This window comes from Salmonella sp. NW1250, from assembly GCF_051812965.1.
Lineage (GTDB): Bacteria > Pseudomonadota > Gammaproteobacteria > Enterobacterales > Enterobacteriaceae > Salmonella > Salmonella enterica.
This window is the reverse complement of sequence record NZ_JAMNDD010000018.1, coordinates 36,336-55,570: the sequence shown is the minus strand read 5'-3', so window position 1 is coordinate 55,570 and position 19,235 is coordinate 36,336. Positions and strand designations below refer to the sequence as shown.

Below are 19,235 nucleotides of genomic sequence, written 5' to 3'. Positions count from 1 at the left end.
TTCTCGCTCATTTAATCTTGGGTTAATCCGTTATTTTACCCTTTTCCACGGTAAACATCTTCGAATTTTCATCCGACATGTCTATAACGTGTTCAGCGCTAATTGCGCTGACAAAGACCTGCGATTGCGTGGCTTTTAAGCGGCTGGCCAGCAGTCCGCGACGCGCATCGTCAAGTTCAGAGGCAAAATCATCTATCAGGTACAGGCAGCGCCGCCCGCTTTCGCGGGTGAGGAACTCGCCCTGCGCCAGACGTAAGGCGCACATCAATAACTTTAGCTGCCCGCGCGACAGGGTATCTTCCACCGGCGCGCCGTCGGCGCGAATGCGAAAGTCCGCTTTATGCGGCCCGTGCGCGGTGTAGGTCAACATACGGTCACGCTCAAAGCTTCGCTCCAGCACGTCCGCATAGTCTGTCTCTTTCTCCCAGCCGCGCTGGAAAGAGAACGTCAGGGAAAATTCAGGTAAAAACTGCTGACAGGTATCCGCCATGTCCTGTGCGATAGCGCTACTGTACTCCGCCCGCCAGGTACTAATTTGTTCCGCCAGCGGAATCAGCTCTTTATCCCACGGGCGCAATTGCTCATAACGACTCACCTGGCGCAGCGCAGCATTACGCTGTTTCAGCAATCGTTTCAGGTTGCTCCAGGCGGTGAAGAATCCGGCTTCGTTGTGAAAGCATCCCCAGTCAAGGAACGCTCTTCTGTATTTGGGGCCGCCGTTGAGTAAAGTAAACCCCTCCGGCGTAATCAACTGCATCGGCATTAAATGCGCCAGCTCCGCGATCTTGTGACCGTCGGTACCATCGATACGGACTTTGCTGTCGCCCTGCTTATCTTTGGTTAAGCCAATCGACGTCTCACGCTCTTCGCCCTGCAGGCGCCCGTGAAGAACAAACGCTTCCTGCTCATGACGAATCACGCGGCCAGGCTGCAAACTGCGAAACGCCCGACCGTGGCCAAGCGTATAGATAGCTTCCAACACGCTGGTTTTGCCGCTGCCGTTGGCGCCAACCAGGAAGTTAAAGCCGGGGGATAAAGCGAGATCCGCATTTTCTATGTTGCGGAAGTCTTTGATTAAAAGGCGCGTCAGTGACATATATTAGTACATTCGTCCAGGGGCGTGTGTGTCGCAGCCAGTTCGTCTACCGCCAGCGCGCAGAAAGCGGAGCGTACACGAAGTACGTGAGCATTTCGAGCACTGCCGGGAGGCGAAATGGCAAGTAAACCAGCCCCTTTTCAGATTCTACAGCCTCATTGGCATAACAACGTAGGCAGCACTCTGTGACGCCGCATCCTCAATCTGTACGCTCGATACGGAATCCGTCAGCATAATGCGCACGGTTTCGCACTTCAGCGCATTGAGCACGTCCAGCACGTAACTGACGTTAAAGCCGATTTCCATCTCCGTCCCGCCGTAGCTCACGTCCAGAATCTCTTCCGCTTCTTCCTGCTCCGGGTTATTGGCGGTGATTTTGAGCTGATTCTCACTGACGTACAGACGCACGCCGCGGAATTTCTCATTCGAGAGGATTGCCGCGCGGGCAAACGCCTGCTTGAGGATATCGCAGCCCGCTTCCAGATGTTTATCCGGATTCTTCGGCAGAACGCGACGGTAATCCGGGAAGCGACCATCCACCAGCTTCGAGGTAAAGATAAAGTCGCCGACGTGCGCGCGGATATTATTACTGCCGATCTGCACGCGCAGCGGGTTTTCGCCGCCGTCGAGCATACGCATCAGTTCAATCACGCCTTTACGCGGCACAATCACCGAGTGGCTGGGTAAAGACGCTTCCAGCGGCATTGAGCACACCGCCAGACGGTGGCCGTCGGTCGCGACAGTGCGCAGTTCGCTACCTTCCGTTTCAAACAGCATACCGTTTAAGTAATAGCGCACATCCTGATGAGCCATCGAAAACTGGGTCGCTTCAATCAGGCGCTTCATCGTGGCCTGCGGCAGCGTAAATTCAACTTCGCTTTGCCAGTCGTCAAGATTCGGGAAATCGGCGGCAGGCAGCGTAGACAGCGAGAAGCGGCTACGGCCAGAACGCACCAGCATCCGATCGCCTTCCAACTGAACGGCAATCTCCGCGCCCTCCGGCAGGCCGCGGCAGATATCAAAGAATTTCCGCGCCGGCACGGTAGTGGCGCCCGGCTCATGCGGCTGAGAAAGCGTAACGCGCGCGACCATCTCCATTTCAAGATCGGTGCCGGTCAGAGAAAGCGTACCGTCCGCTACCTGGAGGAGCAGGTTACCGAGAATCGGCAGCGTAGGACGACCGCCCAGCGGGCCGCTGACCTGCTGAAGCGGTTTTAATAAATGTTCACGTTCAACGGTAAATTTCATAGGATCACGACGATAGTGTTCTGATTAAATTCGAAAAATCTTCTTTGATATCGTGGCTTTCTTCACGCAGTTGCTCAATTTTACGACAGGCATGAAGTACGGTAGTGTGGTCGCGCCCGCCAAACGCATCGCCGATTTCCGGCAGACTGTGGTTGGTGAGCTCTTTTGCCAGCGCCATAGCCATCTGGCGCGGACGTGCTACCGAGCGAGATCGACGCTTAGAAAGCAGATCCGCAATTTTGATTTTGTAATACTCCGCCACCGTCTTCTGAATATTGTCGATGGTGACCAGTTTTTCCTGCAACGCCAGTAAATCGCGCAGCGCTTCGCGCACAAAGTCGATAGTAATCGCCCGGCCGGTAAAGTTGGCATTGGCGATCACCCGGTTCAGCGCGCCTTCCAGTTCACGTACGTTAGAGCGTAGACGCTTGGCGATAAAGAACGCGACCTCGCCTGGCAGACGAATATCATTTTCGTCCGCTTTTTTCATCAGGATCGCCACGCGGGTTTCCAGTTCTGGCGGTTCGATCGCCACTGTTAGCCCCCAACCAAAGCGGGACTTGAGACGATCCTCAACGCCGTTGATCTCTTTCGGATAGCGATCCGACGTCAAAATGATCTGCTGATTGCCTTCCAGCAGAGCGTTAAAGGTGTGGAAAAACTCTTCCTGGGATCGTTCTTTATTGGCGAAGAATTGAATATCGTCGATCAGCAATGCGTCAACGGAGCGGTAGTAGCGTTTAAACTCTTCGATGGCGTTATTTTGCAGGGCTTTTACCATGTCCTGCACAAAGCGCTCGGAGTGCATATACACGACTTTCGCGTTGGGTTTACGCGCCATAATGCCGTTACCCACCGCGTGCAGCAGGTGAGTTTTACCCAGACCGGTGCCGCCATAGAGGAATAACGGGTTATAAGCGCCGCCAGGATTATCCGCCACCTGACGTGCCGCCGCGCGCGCCAGTTGGTTGGATTTACCTTCGACGAAGTTATCAAATGTATGTTTTACATTGACGTTGGAGCGGTAGGTCGGCTCCGCCGGCGCTGGTACGTTATCCCAGCCAGAACGGGCCGCAGGCGCTACGCGCTGCGGCTGCGCCGTCGTTGTCTGCGCAGGCGCGACAACGTTATGCACAGGCGTTTTTAGCGTTTGCGTAACGGGCTTTGTTCCCACTTCAAAACGCAGTTGTGGGGCATCCGCGCCGCAGAATGTGTTGAGTAATCCATTGATATTGTTGAGGTACTTATCTCTTACCCAATCGAGCACAAAACGGTTTGGCGCATACAAAGCCAGCGTGTTATCGCTCAGTTCCGCCTGCAACGGGCGTATCCACATACTGAATTCTGTGGCTGGTAACTCATCCTGCAATCGGGCAAGACACTGCTGCCAAAGCGAAAGTGACACGGCGGACTCCACTCGAACAAAAGTCGATAAATGACAAAGGCTGATACATTAATGATTGTTGGCGCACGTCGATAAGACCCTGCATGAAGGGTGACGCACGAACCGCTGTCTGCGGTTTTCACGGATCTTTCAAACGATCGCGACTTCACGCAGTCTGAAAGATTTCGTGTTCATGCCTGACCAGGATCGTTTGAAACGATCAGGACCGCGGATCATAGCCTAAACTGAGCAAGAGATCTTCTGTTTCTCACAGATTCTTCCCTATTTATCCACAGGACTTTCCAGGAAAGGATAAGTGTAATCGATCCTGGGGAACTCCTGTACGCTTTCGCGCGCATATTGAAAAAATTAATAGGTAAAGGTGAGCAGACGCCTAAAAGATCGCATAAAGATCCAGGGCGATCCTTGCGCTTTACCTGGCAGTCCGTATAATTCTCCACCCGTCGCGCAATGCCCGTCATATGGCGTCAACGCTGCTTATTTTCCGCACAAAAAGGCGTGGAAAATCGCGGGAAAATAAGGAAAGAGAATTGACTCCGGAGTGTACAATTATTACAATCCGGCCTCTTTAATCACCCACACTGTGGCGTAAGTCGTTCAAAGTTTGTTCGGGTATACGCAAAAGTCAGTGAATTTATTCAAGTTTAGGTAGAAATCGCCATGAAACGCACTTTTCAACCGTCTGTACTGAAGCGCAACCGTTCTCACGGCTTCCGTGCTCGTATGGCTACTAAAAATGGTCGTCAGGTTCTGGCACGTCGTCGTGCTAAAGGCCGCGCTCGTCTGACCGTTTCCAAGTAATAAAGCTAACCCCTGAGTGGTTAAGCTCGCATTTCCCAGGGAGTTACGTTTGTTAACTCCCGCTCATTTCACATTCGTCTTCCAGCAACCTCAACGGGCTGGCACGCCGCAAATCACCATCCTCGGCCGCCTGAATTCGCTGGGGCATCCCCGTATCGGTCTTACCGTCGCCAAGAAAAATGTTCGACGTGCGCATGAACGCAACCGGATTAAACGTCTGACGCGTGAAAGCTTCCGTCTGCGCCAGCATGAACTTCCTGCAATGGATTTCGTGGTGGTGGCGAAAAAAGGGGTTGCCGACCTCGATAACCGTGCTCTCTCGGAAGCGTTGGAAAAATTATGGCGCCGCCACTGTCGCCTGGCTCGCGGGTCCTGATAGCCCTTATTCGGGTCTATCAACGCCTGATCAGTCCGCTGCTTGGGCCGCATTGTCGTTTCACGCCAACGTGCTCAAGCTACGGAATTGAGGCATTGCGCAGGTTTGGAGTGATAAAAGGCAGTTGGTTGACGGTGAAACGCGTATTAAAATGCCACCCTTTACACCCTGGTGGTGACGATCCCGTCCCGCCCGGACCATTTGATACCAGAGAACACTAACGATGGATTCGCAACGCAATCTTTTAGTCATCGCTTTGCTGTTCGTGTCTTTCATGATCTGGCAAGCCTGGGAGCAGGATAAAAATCCGCAACCTCAGACTCAACAGACCACGCAGACAACGACCACCGCAGCGGGTAGCGCCGCCGACCAGGGCGTACCAGCCAGTGGCCAGGGGAAAATGATTACGGTGAAAACCGATGTGCTTGATTTGACTATCAACACCCGTGGTGGTGATGTCGAGCAGGCCTTGCTCCCGGCTTACCCGAAAGAACTGGGTTCCAACGAACCGTTCCAGCTGCTGGAAACCACCCCGCAGTTTATCTATCAGGCGCAAAGCGGCCTGACAGGCCGCGACGGCCCGGATAACCCGGCGAACGGCCCGCGTCCGCTGTACAACGTCGAGAAAGAGGCGTTTGTACTGGCCGACGGTCAGAACGAACTGCAGGTTCCGATGACTTATACTGACGCCGCAGGCAACACGTTTACCAAAACGTTTGTCTTTAAGCGTGGCGATTATGCGGTTAACGTGAACTATAGCGTGCAGAACACCGGCGAAAAACCGCTGGAAGTCTCCACCTTTGGTCAGTTAAAACAATCCGTCAACCTGCCTCCTCATCGCGACACCGGCAGCAGCAACTTTGCGTTGCATACGTTCCGCGGCGCAGCGTACTCCACGCCGGATGAGAAGTATGAGAAATACAAATTCGACACTATTGCCGATAACGAAAACCTCAACGTCAGCTCCAAAGGCGGTTGGGTGGCAATGTTGCAGCAGTATTTCGCTACCGCATGGATTCCGCGTAACGACGGCACCAACAATTTCTACACCGCCAATCTGGGTAACGGCATTGTCGCTATCGGCTATAAAGCGCAGCCGGTACTGGTACAGCCAGGCCAGACTGGCGCGATGACCAGCACCCTGTGGGTCGGCCCGGAAATTCAGGATAAAATGGCGGCTGTTGCACCGCACCTGGATTTGACCGTGGACTACGGCTGGTTGTGGTTCATCTCTCAGCCGCTGTTCAAGTTGCTGAAGTGGATCCACAGCTTTGTGGGCAACTGGGGCTTCTCCATTATCATCATTACCTTTATCGTTCGCGGTATCATGTACCCGCTGACCAAAGCGCAGTACACGTCAATGGCGAAGATGCGTATGCTGCAGCCGAAAATTCAGGCGATGCGCGAACGTCTTGGCGATGATAAACAGCGCCAAAGCCAGGAGATGATGGCCCTGTACAAAGCGGAGAAGGTTAACCCGCTGGGCGGCTGCTTCCCGCTGATCATCCAGATGCCTATCTTCCTGGCGTTGTACTACATGCTGATGGGTTCCATTGAACTGCGTCATGCGCCGTTCGCGCTGTGGATTCATGACCTGTCCGCACAGGACCCGTACTACATTCTGCCGATCCTGATGGGCGTAACGATGTTCTTCATTCAGAAGATGTCGCCGACCACCGTGACCGACCCGATGCAGCAGAAGATCATGACCTTTATGCCGGTCATCTTTACGGTGTTCTTCCTGTGGTTCCCGTCAGGTCTGGTGCTGTACTATATCGTCAGCAACCTGGTCACCATCATTCAGCAGCAGCTGATTTACCGTGGTCTGGAGAAGCGTGGCCTGCATAGCCGCGAGAAGAAAAAATCCTGATTCGGTGTAGGCCGGATAAGGCGAAGCCGCCATCCGGCAAGGCGCGCCGGTCAGCCTGATGGCGCTAACGCTTATCAGGCCTACAATCAAAAGGCGGTCATATGACCGCCTTTTTTATTGCAACAAAGTTGAGACTAACCATGAGCCATAACGACACTATCGTCGCCCAGGCAACCCCACCGGGACGCGGTGGCGTGGGTATCCTGCGTATCTCTGGTCTGAAAGCGCGCGACGTTGCGCAAGAGGTGCTGGGCAAGCTGCCGAAGCCGCGCTATGCCGACTACCTGCCGTTTAAAGACGTTGACGGCAGCGCGCTGGATCAGGGTATTGCGCTGTGGTTCCCCGGCCCGAACTCCTTCACCGGTGAAGATGTGCTGGAGCTACAAGGGCACGGCGGTCCGGTGATCCTGGACCTGCTATTAAAACGTATCCTGACGCTTCCAGGCGTGCGCATTGCCCGACCGGGCGAGTTCTCCGAGCGAGCGTTCCTCAACGATAAGCTCGATTTAGCCCAGGCGGAAGCCATTGCCGACCTGATCGATGCCAGTTCCGAACAGGCGGCGCGTTCGGCGCTAAACTCGTTACAGGGGGCATTTTCCGCCCGCGTTAACCACCTTGTGGAAGCACTTACTCACCTGCGAATCTACGTCGAAGCGGCTATCGATTTTCCGGATGAGGAGATCGACTTTCTCTCTGACGGCAAAATTGAAGCGCAGCTCAATGGCGTCATCGCCGATCTTGACGCCGTGCGAACCGAAGCGCGCCAGGGCAGCCTGCTGCGCGAAGGGATGAAGGTAGTGATTGCCGGACGCCCGAATGCCGGGAAATCCAGCCTGCTGAATGCGCTGGCAGGCCGTGAAGCGGCCATTGTTACCGATATCGCCGGTACCACGCGCGACGTGTTGCGCGAGCATATTCACATCGACGGGATGCCGCTGCATATCATCGATACCGCCGGACTGCGCGACGCCAGCGACGAAGTTGAGCGTATCGGCATCGAACGCGCCTGGCAGGAGATTGAACAGGCCGATCGCGTGCTGTTTATGGTGGATGGCACCACGACGGACGCCGTTGACCCTGCCGACATCTGGCCGGACTTTATCGCCCGTCTGCCCAAAAATCTACCGATTACCGTGGTACGTAACAAGGCGGATATCACCGGCGAAACGTTGGGTATTAGTGAAGTAAACGGTCACTCACTGGTTCGCCTCTCGGCGCGTACCGGCGAAGGCGTCGACGTGTTGCGTAACCACCTCAAGCAGAGCATGGGGTTTGATACCAATATGGAAGGCGGCTTCCTGGCCCGTCGCCGTCACCTACAGGCGCTGGCGGAAGCCGCTGAACACCTTGAGCAGGGCAAAGCGCAGCTATTAGGCGCATGGGCGGGGGAACTGCTGGCGGAAGAGTTGCGCCTGGCGCAGCAAAGCTTAAGCGAGATTACCGGCGAGTTTACCTCCGACGACCTGCTGGGACGGATTTTCTCCAGCTTCTGTATTGGTAAATAACGTTGTGTTGCCCGGTGGCGCGATGCTTACCGGGCCTACAAAACCCGTAAGCCGGATAAGGCGTTTATGCCGCCATCCGGCAGCAATGATTTCCCATGAGGAAATCACTGTTGTCCAAATGGCAACTCGTCTCGCGCAACGTCGCCCCGTATTCTTAGCGCCACACTTTTCGCGAGGCCGCTATGAAACGTTTTCTACTGTGTAGTTTTGCCCTGGTTTTACTCTATCCTGCCGGTATTGATATGTATCTGGTCGGTTTACCGCGTATAGCCGCCGATCTGAACGCCAGCGAGGCGCAGTTGCATATCGCCTTCTCCGTTTACCTGGCCGGAATGGCGACGGCCATGCTGTTTGCCGGGAAGATAGCCGACCAGTCAGGCCGCAAGCCGGTCGCGATCGTCGGCGCACTCGTCTTTATGATGGCCTCACTGCTTTGTTCACGGGCGTCGGAAGGCTCGCTATTTCTGAGTGGACGTTTTCTTCAGGGAGTAGGCGCAGGCGGCTGCTATGTGGTGGCGTTCGCCATTCTGCGCGACACGCTCGACGAGCATCGTCGGGCGAAAGTGCTGTCATTATTGAATGGGATTACCTGTATTGTGCCGGTACTCGCCCCGGTGATGGGGCATTTGATTATGCTTCGTTTCCCCTGGCAAAGTCTGTTCTATACGATGTCCGCGATGGGCATTATTGTGGGCCTGTTATCACTGTTTATCCTGCGCGAGACGCGCCCGGCAAGGCTGGCTCCACGCGATTTATCACGATCGTCGCCCGCCGCCGAGTCGCTGGTTAACCGTTTTTTCGTTAGTCGACTGGCGATCACCACCCTTAGCGTGTCGGTGATCCTGACCTTCGTCAATGCCTCTCCAGTGCTGCTGATGGAGGTGATGGGATTTAGCCGTGGCGACTATGCCATTACCATGGCGCTCACCGCAGGCGTCAGCATGGTCGTCTCTTTTTCTACCCCTTTTGCGCTTGGGTTATTTAAGCCGCGAACCTTAATGCTCGTCTCACAGGGGCTGTTTTTGACGGCTGGCATGACGTTAAGCCTTGCTTATACCAATACCGTCACGCTCTTTGGCCTGACGCTTATCTGCGCCGGATTCTCGGTTGGTTTTGGCGTCGCGATGAGCCAGGCGCTGGGGCCGTTTTCGCTGCGCGCCGGAGTGGCCAGTTCCACGCTGGGTATCGCGCAGGTTTGCGGTTCATCACTGTGGATTTGGCTGGCGGCAATACTCGGTATCAGCGCGATGAATATGCTGATCGGGATTCTGATTGGTTGTAGCATAGTGAGTATTCTGCTGATCTTCTCCGTCACGCCCAACAGGTCCGTAGCCGAGCATGAAGAAATCCCTTACCAATCTCGACCTTAATTTGCTGTTATGCCTACAGTTACTCATGCAGGAGCGCAGCGTCACTAAAGCTGCAAAACGGATGAACGTAACGCCCTCGGCGGTCAGCAAATCGCTGGCGAAACTCCGGGCATGGTTTGACGATCCGCTGTTCGTCAATACGCCGCTGGGCCTGGCGCCGACGCCGCTGATGGTCAGTATGGAGCAAAGTCTGGCGGACTGGATGCAGATGGGGAATCAACTGCTTGATAAACCGCATCATCAAACGCCGCGCGGTTTAAAATTTGAGTTGGCAGCAGAGTCGCCGCTGATGATGATTATGTTTAATTCACTGTCGCAGCAGATTTATCAGCGCTATCCGCAGGCTACCATTAAGGTTCGCAACTGGGATTATGACTCGCTGGAGGCGATTACGCGCGGGGAAGTTGATATCGGATTTACCGGACGCGAAAGCCATCCCCGCTCGCGAGAATTGCTCAGTCTGTTGCCGCTCGCGATTGATTTTGAGGTACTGTTTAGCGATTTGCCGTGGGTCTGGCTGCGGGAAGATCATCCGGCGCTGCGCGAAGCGTGGGATCTGGACACTTTTCTGCGCTACCCGCATATCAGTATTTGCTGGGAGCTAAGCGATACCTGGGCGCTGGATGATGTCCTGCAAGAAATGGGACGCAAACGCCATATTGCCTTGAGCCTGCCGGGGTTCGAGCAGTCGCTCTTTATGGCCGCCCAGCCGGATCACACCCTGATAGCAACCGCGCCGCGCTATTGCCAGCACTACAATCAGCTCCACCAGCTACCGTTAGTGGCGCGCCCCCTGCCTTTTGATGCGCAACAGCGGGAAAAGCTGATGGTGCCGTTTACCCTATTATGGCACAAACGTAATAGTCATAATCCCAAAATTGTGTGGCTACGACAGGCTATCAACACGCTCTGCCGTCGCCTTATCTGACCACCTGCGTTGATAAATTAACCTTCCTCTTACCAGAAATGTCACCGTCTGATTAAAGAACCTTCTGAAATTGAATTTTTAGAGCGTAAAACCTGTCCATAATTTACGTTAATGTTACTCTCGTCATTATCACGGCCCATTAATCACGGAGCGAAAAATGGCGACTCACTTTGCCAGAGGGATACTTACGGAGGGACAGTTGGTTTCAATTCGTCTCTCTTCGTCTTGCCATATTGAAGCCAGAAACCTGCCTGCTCACCGACGAACGCGTTTTCTTGCCTCCAGAGGCCTTCTTGCCGAACTGATGTTTATGCTGTACGGAATTAGCGAGCTGCCGGAAATCATTATTCAGGCGAAAGGTAAACCCGCGTTTCGTGACAAAAATCTGCCAGGTTTTTCTATCTCCTACGCCGGAAATATGGTTGGCGTGGCGTTGACCACCGAAGGAGAGTGCGGGCTGGATATGGAATTACAGCGCACCTCCCGCGGCTTTCACCATCCGCATTCGCTCGAACGCCACCCTTTCTCCCGTAATGAAAACTTATGGGTATCCAATCAAAACGATCCCAACGAAGCGCGAGCGCAACTCATCACATTGCGCCAGAGCGTGTTAAAACTCACCGGCGATGTCATGAATGACGATCCGCGGGAGCTGCAACTTTTACCCGTTGCCGGACGCCTGAAGTGCGCGCATGTCACGCAGCTTGAAGCCGTGTGCGATGCGGAAGATGTGCTGGTATGGTCCGTAACCGTTACGCCAGCGATAGAAAAATTAAAAGTGTGGGAGTTCGATGGCAAACTGGGCTGGAAAAGCCTGCCCGATATCCAGACGCGCGCCAATGAGCCAACCGGTCGTCTGATGCGATTCGCCCAACTCCCCGCCGCCAAATCGTATACGCTTAATCGTTCATAATGAAAAAAGGGGCACGTATGTCTGAAACGCTGAATGTGGTTACATTGCTGGGAAGTTTACGCAAAGGTTCCTTTAACGGGATGGTGGCGCGTACGCTGCCTAAAGTCGCGCCGGCAGGAATGACGGTATCGCCGCTGCCTTCGATCGGGGATATTCCGCTGTATGACGCCGATATCCAGCAGGAAGAGGGATTTCCAGCCAGCGTAGAGGCGCTGGCGGAGCAGATTCGCAACGCCGACGGCGTCGTCATTGTGACGCCGGAATATAACTATTCCGTTCCCGGCGGCCTGAAGAATGCCATCGACTGGCTATCCCGTCTGCCTGAGCAGCCGCTGGCGGGTAAGCCCGTTCTTATCCAGACCAGCTCAATGGGGGCGATTGGCGGCGCGCGCTGCCAGTATCATCTGCGCCAGATTCTGGTGTTCCTTGATGCGATGGTGATGAACAAACCGGAGTTTATGGGCGGCGTGATTCAGAATAAAGTCGACCCGCAGACTGGAGAAGTGGTGGATCAGGGAACGTTAGATCATTTGACCGGTCAGTTGACCGCATTTGGCGAGTTTATTCAGCGGGTGAAACACTGAGGATTATCACCGTAGTAAATACGCGTGCTTTTTTAGTAAAGCACGCATATCCGATGTGATGTAAAAAGCATCTTCCAACTCTTCATCCTTACAGTCCGTACATGACCAATACCACACTGTATAGATATGTCTGGTGATATGTTTATCCAGTAAGTCATAGATTACTGGCCAGGAAGGATGCTTATGGTACTGCTCACCAAAGTTATCTATACATTCAAGAAGTATTATCATTAACACAAAGCATTCATCATCGTTGCATTCGCTATAAGCCGATAAAAACTCATCCAACCGTCGATTATCCGCAACCTCGATTGGCCAATCTTGCATGCAAGATTCATTAGGCAGGCTGAAACGCTGAGCCAGGGAATCGATAGCCTGGCCTGTTTCATAACGAATTAAATGTTTGGGGAGATGAATAAATATTTTGTCCATGTTTCTATACGTTAATGGGCGGTTTTACCGCCCATTTCGTTGTTCTTAGTGGCCGTCAATAAACACAATCTTCAGCACGAATAACAGCGCGACAATCACTACGCACGGGCTAAGGTCGCGCAGGCGACCGGTACCGATTTTCATCACGCAGTAAGAGATAAAGCCCAGCGCGATACCTTCGGTGATCGAGAAGCTAAACGGCATCATTACCGCCGTAATAAACGCCGGGACCGATTCGGTTAAATCCTGCCAGTTTACCCGCGCCAGGCTGGAGGTCATCAGCACACCGACGTAAATCAGCGCGCCCGCCGCTGCGTAAGGCGGCACCATGCCCGCCAGCGGCGACAGGAAGATAACCAGCAGGAACAAAATACCGACCACCACCGCCGTCAAACCGGTGCGACCGCCCACCGAAACGCCGGAAGAGGATTCAATATAAGCGGTCACAGAAGACGTTCCGACAAATGCGCCAGTGACGGAAGAGATACTATCAACAAACAGCGCCTGCTTCATGCGCGGGAATTTGCCTTTCGCATCCGCCAGGCCGGCTTTATCGGTCACGCCAATCAGCGTACCGGAGGAGTCAAACAGGTTTACCAACATGAAGGAGAAAATAACCCCCGCCAGGCCAAGATTGAACGAGCCTGCCAAATCGACATGCCCTACCACGCTGGTGACGCTTGGCGGCGCGGAGACAATGCCGTTGTAGTGCACATCGCCCATCATCCAGCCAAGCAGCGTCGTGACGATGATGGACACCAGCACCGCCGCATGAATGTTGCGCGAAGCGAGAATCGCAATAATAAAGAATCCGAGAACCCCCAGCAGCACGCTGTGCGAGGTCAGGTTGCCGATGCTGACCAGCGTTTCCGGGTTAGCGACGATCACGCCGGCGTTTTTTAGCCCCATCATGCCGATAAACAGGCCGATGCCGCTGGTGATGCCCACGCGCAGGCTGACCGGAATGTTGGCGATCATCCAGTAACGCACACGGAAGATAGTCAGCAATAAAAGACCAACAGCGCCCCAGAAAATGGCGCCCATGCCTACCTGCCACGGCAGTCCCATTGCCTGCACAACCACGAAGGCAAAGAACGCATTCAGCCCCATCGCGGGCGCCAGCGCCACCGGCAGGTTAGCGAACAGACCCATCAGAATGCTGCCAAAGGCTGCAATCAGACAGGTGGTCACAAAGACGGCGCTGGTGTCCATGCCAGCTACGCCCAGAATTTGCGGGTTAACAAAAACGATATAAACCATCGTCAGGAAAGTGGTAAAACCGGCGATCACTTCGGTTCGTGCCGTCGTGCCATGTTCGCGCAGTTTAAACACGCGTTCCAGCATACCCTGACCAGAAGCCTGGGTGGTGTGTTGTTGACTCATTATCAATTTCCGGAGAAAGGAGGGAAAATTCGCCGTTATCCTATACCAAAATGCGACACCTGGCGCAGTTGTGTGGTAATTTTTTTCACTCAATTTGTTAGTACGGCAACGATTGCGTCCCCTCATTCAGCATTACGTAAACGTTAAACTAGCGATATGAGACAGGAAATACTGAGGCAGCGACCAGGATATGAAAAGGATTTTTATGTTTACCCGTCTGTTTTTCTTACTCGCGTTGGTTTCTTCAACATCCGGGGCGGCAGGCTCATCCATTCTGAGTCTTATCAACACCATTCAACCAAAAACTTATCTGAACGCACCTGTACCGTTACCGCTAAAACCTGACCAGGTAGATATATCTGACGTTTCTTTTAGCGCCGACGGCTTAAGACTGCCAGTAACGCGCTTTTACGTCATCTGTCAGGATGAGTTTTGTGGACTCTACAACGCCGCTGGGCAGGCAATCATTCCGTGGCAAAAAATCTATATTGAGCATTATGACAGCGAAACAGATCTGTTTTACGTCTCAACATCGTTCACCGGTAACCATACCGGTTTGTATAGCGCCCGCCAGCAGCAATTTATCTACCCGCCCGTCTATTCCAGCATTGAGTTAGCCGAAAGCAGCGCCATAGTTTTTCTCTCGACTTACCAGAATAGCGCTCAGCTAAGCGGCATGGGCGATGCTTACGGCAATGTGATTATTGCGCCGCAATTTTCGTCGATACAGATGATAAACCAGCGACCCGATGCGTTTGTCGCGGGAAAGCGGATGAACGGCAGGATTTTATACGGCCTTCTTGATTTTTCAGGAAACATCATTATTCCCTTTCGCTACGATACTGTCTCTAATACAGATTATCGGTACAATATCAACTTCATCGCCGTTGCTAAAAACGGGCGCTGGGGAGTGATCGATAAAACAGGCAACCTGGTCAGGCCGCTGCGCTACAGCCGGGATGACACAGAAAAATGGTTAACGCAACGCGGCGCGCGTCCACGGTTTGGCGACTAAACAGGAAACATCATGTCCATGATAGAAGCGGTATTTTTCGATTGCGACGGTACGCTGGTCGATAGTGAAGTGATTTGCTCGCGTGCCTATGTCGCAATGTTTCAGGAATTTGGCATCACGCTCGATCTCGAAACGGTATTTAAACGCTTTAAGGGCGTAAAACTCTACGAAATTATCGAAACTATCAGCAAGGAGTACGGTGTTACACTAAGACGCGACGTTCTGGAGCCGGTGTACCGCGCGGAAGTGGCGCGTCTGTTCGATACCGAACTGGAAGCGATCGCGGGCGCAAATACCCTGCTGGAGAGCATTAAGACGCCTATGTGCGTGGTATCCAACGGACCGGTCAGTAAGATGCAGCATTCGCTGGGTAAACTGGGCATGTTGCATTATTTTCCCGATTTGCTGTTTAGCGGTTACGATATTCAACGCTGGAAGCCCGATCCGGCGCTGATGCTCCATGCGGCGAACGCCATGAAGGTCAATGTTGAGAAGTGTATTCTGGTGGATGATTCCAGCGCGGGCGCGCAGTCAGGAATTGCAGCGGGAATGGAAGTGTTTTATTTCTGCGCCGATCCGCATAACAAGCCGATCGATCACCCTAACGTGACGACGTTTACCGATTTGGCGCAGTTGCCGGGATTGTGGAAAGCGCGCGGGTGGGAGATTACGCGTTAACTGAAATGCCGGATGGCGCTAACGCTTATCCGGCCTACAGCATCTGTACCTGTAGGCCCGGTAAGCGCAGCGCCACCGGGCAAAAGAATGAGATTTACTCTTTCGGATCTTTCCCCGCCAGCAGCTTATCCAGCTCATCGCCGCCCACGTGACGGAAGTCTTGCCCCTTCACGAAGTAGAAGATGTATTCGCAAATATTCTGGCAACGGTCACCGATACGCTCAATAGAGCGCGCGCAGAACAGCGCGGTCAGCACGCTGGGAATGGTGCGCGAGTCTTCCATCATGTAGGTCATCAGCTGACGCACGATGCCTTCATATTCCTGGTCAACTTTCTTATCTTCACGATAGATACGCACCGCTTCATCGAGATCCATCCGCGCGAACGCATCCAGCACGTCGTGCAGCATCTGCACGGTGTGGCGGCCCAGTGACTCCAGACTCACCAACAGCGGCTGGTGCTGCTGGGAGAATTTCTCCAGCGCGGTACGGCAGATTTTATCCGCCACGTCGCCAATGCGCTCCAGTTCGGCGATGGTTTTGATAATCGCCATCACCAGACGCAGATCGCTCGCCGTCGGCTGGCGCTTGGCGATAATACGCACGCAGGCTTCATCGATGGCGACTTCCATCATATTAACCTGATGGTCGCCTTCTACCACGCGCTTCGCCAGCTCGCTGTCCTGGTTGTGCATGGCGGTGATAGCGTCAGAAAGCTGCTGCTCCACCATGCCGCCCATGGTCATTACCTGAGTGCGGATGCTTTCCAGTTCGGCGTTGAACTGGCCGGAAATATGTTTATTAAGGTTCAGACTGTCCATTACGCACTCCTGAATTAACCGTAACGACCGGTGATATAGTCTTCTGTTTGTTTCTTCGCGGGCTTGGTGAACAGATCGTCCGTGTTGCTGAACTCAATCAACTCGCCCAGGTACATAAACGCCGTATGATCGGAGCAACGTGCCGCCTGCTGCATGTTGTGGGTCACGATCACCACGGTGTAATCCTGTTTCAGCTCGGTGATCAGCTCTTCAATACGCCCGGTAGAGATCGGGTCCAGAGCTGAACATGGCTCATCCAGCAGCAACACTTCCGGGCGAATGGCGATACCGCGCGCAATGCACAGACGCTGCTGCTGACCACCGGAGAGAGAGTACCCGCTCTGGTGCAATTTATCTTTGGTTTCGTTCCATAATGCGGCTTTGGTCAACGCCCACTGCACGCGCTCGTCCATATCGGCACGAGACAGCTTCTCAAACAGACGCACGCCAAAGGCGATATTGTCATAGATGGACATCGGGAACGGCGTCGGCTTCTGGAATACCATCCCCACTTTTGCACGCAGCAGCGCGATATCCTGGGTGTTGGTGAGAATATTGTCGCCATCCAGCAGAATTTCACCTTCCGCGCGCTGCTCCGGATAAAGCGAGTACATTTTATTGAAGGTACGCAGTAGCGTTGATTTACCGCAGCCGGATGGCCCGATAAATGCCGTTACCTGATTCTTCGCGATATCCAGATTAATGTTCTTCAGGGCATGGAATTTGCCGTAGTAGAAGTTCAAATCACGAACCTGAATCTTACTCGGGGCAGTTTCAACCATACTCATTTTACTCTTTTCCTCATCCAGCGCCGCATCCGCCACGCCGTAAAATAATGCCTGATGGCGCTACGCTTATCAGGCCTACAATGTCTTTAACCGTGTTTTTTCTTCGCGAAAACAACACGCGCCAGAATATTCAGCAGCAGTACGCACAGGGTAATAATCAGCACGCCCGCCCAGGCTAATTGTTGCCATTCGGCAAACGGGCTCATCGCGAATTTAAAGATGGTCACCGGCAGGTTGGCGATCGGCTGCATCATGTCGGTGCTCCAGAACTGGTTCGAGAGCGCGGTAAACAACAATGGCGCCGTTTCCCCGGCAATACGGGCAATGGCCAGCAGGATACCGGTCATAATGCCGGAGATAGAGGCTTTCAGCGTAATCGCGGAGATCATCTTCCACTTCGGCGTACCCAGCGCATAAGCGGCTTCGCGCAGGCTATCCGGCACCAACTTGAGCATGTTTTCAGTGGTACGGATAACGATCGGCACCTGCAACAGCGCCAGCGCAATCACCCCAGCCCAACCGGAGAAGTGCTGCATCTGTGCCACCACGATGGTGTAAACAAACAGTCCCACAACAATTGACGGCGCGGAAAGCAGAATGTCGTTAATAAAGCGAATGATTTCCGCCAGCCAGGATTTACGGCCATATTCCGCCAGATAGATCCCGGCCATAATCCCCAGCGGCGTACCCAATACGGTAGCCCAGAGAATCAATAATCCACTCCCTGCCAGGGCGTTCGCCAGCCCGCCGCCCGCCGTGTTCGGCGGCGGCGTCATTTCGGTAAACAGCGCCAGCGACATCCCGTCGATACCACGGGTGATGGTGGACATCAAAATCCAGATCAGCCAGAACAGGCCAAATGCCATCGTCGCCATTGAGAGCGTTAGTGCGATACGGTTCTTCATGCGGCGACGCGCCTGCATCTTGCGACGGGATTCCGCGAGCTGCGCGGTGTTCTGCATATCAAGCGTAGCCATTAACGTGCTCCCTCGTTCTTCGCCAGACGCATAATCATGAACTTAGACGCCGCCAGGACGATAAAGGTGATCACAAACAGGATCAGTCCCAGTTCCATCAACGCTGCCACGTGCAGACCCGATTCCGCCTCAGCGAATTCGTTGGCCAGCGCGGAAGTGATGCTGTTGCCCGGCATATACAGCGACGCGCTGTCGAGCTGGTAGGTGTTGCCGATGATAAAAGTGACCGCCATCGTTTCACCCAGAGCACGGCCCAGCCCCAGCATAATGCCGCCGATCACGCCATTTTTGGTGAACGGTAGCACGATGCGCCAGATAACTTCCCAGGTAGTACAGCCTATACCGTAAGCGGACTCTTTCATCATTACCGGCGTTTGCTCGAAGACGTCGCGCATAACCGCCGCAATGTAGGGGATGATCATGATGGCGAGGATGACGCCCGCCGCCAGAATGCCGATACCAAACGCCGGGCCAGAGAACAGCGCGCCGACAAAAGGAATGTTGGAAAGAATATTACCGACCGGCTCCTGGAAGTACGTCGCAAACAGCGGCGCGAAGATAAACAGCCCCCACATGCCGTACACGATACTGGGGATCGCCGCCAGCAGCTCAATGGCGATGCCAAGCGGACGCTTTAGCCAGCCTGGCGCCAGCTCGGTTAAAAACAGGGCAATGCCGAAACTGACCGGAACGGCGATCAGCAGTGCGATAAAGGAGGTCACCAGCGTGCCGTAAATGGGCACCAGCGCGCCGTAGATATCGTTTGGCGCGTCCCATTCCTTAGTCCAAAGAAATGAGAAACCAAATTTCTGAATACTTGGCCAGGAGGAGATGATCAATGAGACGATAATACCGCCCAACATCAATAGCACAATCAGCGCAGCCAGTTTTACCAGCGCGCTGAAAATCATGTCGCCTTTTTTACCCGGCGGGTTAAAAGCAGGCTTGGTTGCAGCCATAAATTACTCTTTCCATTAAACGCATTTTACGACGTTGCCCCTGCCGGATGGCGCTACGCTTATCCGGCCTACAACGTGGGCCTGCGG

21 protein-coding genes are annotated in these 19,235 nt (G+C 53.8%); 12 read left to right on the top strand and 9 right to left on the bottom strand.

The genetic code is table 11. The features are described from left to right. Positions 1 to 22: 22 nt before the first annotated feature. The 3 genes from recF to dnaA all read right to left on the bottom strand — a co-directional run bounded on the left by recF (position 23) and on the right by dnaA (position 3,749). Positions 23 to 1,096 carry a DNA replication/repair protein RecF gene (gene recF, locus NBA72_RS22570; RefSeq protein ID WP_000060081.1) on the bottom strand — a complete coding sequence of 358 codons (1,074 nt, stop codon included), beginning with the start codon at positions 1,094 to 1,096 and terminating at the stop codon, positions 23 to 25. Positions 1,097 to 1,243: 147 nt separating this feature from the next. After that, positions 1,244 to 2,344, bottom strand: coding sequence for a DNA polymerase III subunit beta (gene dnaN / locus NBA72_RS22565; protein WP_000673474.1), 1,101 nt, complete (start codon positions 2,342 to 2,344; stop codon positions 1,244 to 1,246). Between the two features lie 4 nt (positions 2,345 to 2,348). Continuing rightward, complete coding sequence (gene dnaA, locus NBA72_RS22560; RefSeq protein ID WP_000059093.1) at positions 2,349 to 3,749, bottom strand: chromosomal replication initiator protein DnaA; 1,401 nt, start codon at positions 3,747 to 3,749, stop codon at positions 2,349 to 2,351. 339 nt (positions 3,750 to 4,088) lie between these two features. Between dnaA and NBA72_RS22555 the strand changes: the two genes are divergently transcribed. From NBA72_RS22555 to NBA72_RS22510, 10 genes are all read left to right on the top strand, one after another. Continuing rightward, positions 4,089 to 4,181 (top strand): hypothetical protein, encoded by a 93-nt coding sequence (locus NBA72_RS22555; protein ID WP_418142141.1) that lies wholly within the window; start codon positions 4,089 to 4,091, stop codon positions 4,179 to 4,181. Between the two features lie 228 nt (positions 4,182 to 4,409). After that, the gene (rpmH, locus tag NBA72_RS22550) at positions 4,410 to 4,550 is read left to right on the top strand and encodes a 50S ribosomal protein L34 (RefSeq protein ID WP_000831330.1); all 141 of its coding nucleotides are present in this window, start codon (positions 4,410 to 4,412) and stop codon (positions 4,548 to 4,550) included. Positions 4,551 to 4,566: 16 nt separating this feature from the next. Next, positions 4,567 to 4,926, top strand: a complete 360-nt coding sequence (rnpA, locus tag NBA72_RS22545) for a ribonuclease P protein component (RefSeq protein ID WP_000239725.1) — start codon at positions 4,567 to 4,569, stop codon at positions 4,924 to 4,926. Continuing rightward, positions 4,890 to 5,147 carry a membrane protein insertion efficiency factor YidD gene (gene yidD, locus NBA72_RS22540; protein WP_001307474.1) on the top strand — a complete coding sequence of 86 codons (258 nt, stop codon included), beginning with the start codon at positions 4,890 to 4,892 and terminating at the stop codon, positions 5,145 to 5,147. Before rnpA ends, yidD begins: the two co-directional genes overlap by 37 nt. A 2-nt stretch (positions 5,148 to 5,149) precedes the next feature. Beyond that, entirely contained in the window at positions 5,150 to 6,796 is a 1,647-nt protein-coding gene (gene yidC, locus NBA72_RS22535; RefSeq protein WP_000378283.1) for a membrane protein insertase YidC, read from the top strand. A 140-nt stretch (positions 6,797 to 6,936) separates the two neighbouring features. Beyond that, entirely contained in the window at positions 6,937 to 8,301 is a 1,365-nt protein-coding gene (mnmE, locus tag NBA72_RS22530) for a tRNA uridine-5-carboxymethylaminomethyl(34) synthesis GTPase MnmE (protein ID WP_000019081.1), read from the top strand. Positions 8,302 to 8,483: 182 nt separating this feature from the next. After that, complete coding sequence (locus NBA72_RS22525; RefSeq protein WP_042949717.1) at positions 8,484 to 9,671, top strand: MFS transporter; 1,188 nt, start codon at positions 8,484 to 8,486, stop codon at positions 9,669 to 9,671. Beyond that, positions 9,640 to 10,599: an HTH-type transcriptional regulator YidZ gene (gene yidZ / locus NBA72_RS22520; RefSeq protein ID WP_042949718.1), complete on the top strand. Its 960-nt coding sequence runs from the start codon at positions 9,640 to 9,642 to the stop codon at positions 10,597 to 10,599. Before NBA72_RS22525 ends, yidZ begins: the two co-directional genes overlap by 32 nt. Before the next feature lie 157 nt (positions 10,600 to 10,756). Next, complete coding sequence (locus NBA72_RS22515; protein WP_000190681.1) at positions 10,757 to 11,512, top strand: 4'-phosphopantetheinyl transferase family protein; 756 nt, start codon at positions 10,757 to 10,759, stop codon at positions 11,510 to 11,512. Continuing rightward, positions 11,512 to 12,096, top strand: coding sequence for an NADPH-dependent FMN reductase (locus NBA72_RS22510; protein WP_076938353.1), 585 nt, complete (start codon positions 11,512 to 11,514; stop codon positions 12,094 to 12,096). Before NBA72_RS22515 ends, NBA72_RS22510 begins: the two co-directional genes overlap by 1 nt. Positions 12,097 to 12,102: 6 nt before the next feature. On the opposite strand, the gene NBA72_RS22505 is transcribed toward NBA72_RS22510, so the two are convergent. Together NBA72_RS22505 and adeP are read right to left on the bottom strand one after the other, a co-directional pair. Continuing rightward, complete coding sequence (locus NBA72_RS22505) at positions 12,103 to 12,528, bottom strand: hypothetical protein (protein WP_001747551.1); 426 nt, start codon at positions 12,526 to 12,528, stop codon at positions 12,103 to 12,105. Between the two features lie 45 nt (positions 12,529 to 12,573). Then, complete coding sequence (adeP, locus tag NBA72_RS22500) at positions 12,574 to 13,911, bottom strand: adenine permease AdeP (RefSeq protein ID WP_042949719.1); 1,338 nt, start codon at positions 13,909 to 13,911, stop codon at positions 12,574 to 12,576. 190 nt (positions 13,912 to 14,101) lie between these two features. Between adeP and NBA72_RS22495 the strand changes: the two genes are divergently transcribed. Beyond that, positions 14,102 to 14,926 carry a WG repeat-containing protein gene (locus tag NBA72_RS22495; RefSeq protein ID WP_439005669.1) on the top strand — a complete coding sequence of 275 codons (825 nt, stop codon included), beginning with the start codon at positions 14,102 to 14,104 and terminating at the stop codon, positions 14,924 to 14,926. 12 nt (positions 14,927 to 14,938) lie between these two features. Next, complete coding sequence (gene yieH, locus NBA72_RS22490; protein WP_000061717.1) at positions 14,939 to 15,604, top strand: 6-phosphogluconate phosphatase; 666 nt, start codon at positions 14,939 to 14,941, stop codon at positions 15,602 to 15,604. Positions 15,605 to 15,698: 94 nt separating this feature from the next. Here the strand turns inward: yieH and phoU are convergent, their stop codons facing one another. The 4 genes from phoU to pstC all read right to left on the bottom strand — a co-directional run bounded on the left by phoU (position 15,699) and on the right by pstC (position 19,148). Then, a complete protein-coding gene (gene phoU, locus NBA72_RS22485) occupies positions 15,699 to 16,424 on the bottom strand; it encodes a phosphate signaling complex protein PhoU (protein WP_000377800.1) in 726 nt (241 codons plus the stop codon). Between the two features lie 14 nt (positions 16,425 to 16,438). Next, positions 16,439 to 17,212, bottom strand: a complete 774-nt coding sequence (gene pstB / locus NBA72_RS22480; RefSeq protein ID WP_000063118.1) for a phosphate ABC transporter ATP-binding protein PstB — start codon at positions 17,210 to 17,212, stop codon at positions 16,439 to 16,441. Between the two features lie 86 nt (positions 17,213 to 17,298). Further along, positions 17,299 to 18,189 (bottom strand): phosphate ABC transporter permease PstA, encoded by an 891-nt coding sequence (pstA, locus tag NBA72_RS22475; protein WP_000212197.1) that lies wholly within the window; start codon positions 18,187 to 18,189, stop codon positions 17,299 to 17,301. Continuing rightward, positions 18,189 to 19,148 carry a phosphate ABC transporter permease PstC gene (pstC, locus tag NBA72_RS22470; RefSeq protein ID WP_000741630.1) on the bottom strand — a complete coding sequence of 320 codons (960 nt, stop codon included), beginning with the start codon at positions 19,146 to 19,148 and terminating at the stop codon, positions 18,189 to 18,191. Before pstC ends, pstA begins: the two co-directional genes overlap by 1 nt. Between the last annotated feature and the right edge of the window lie 87 nt (positions 19,149 to 19,235).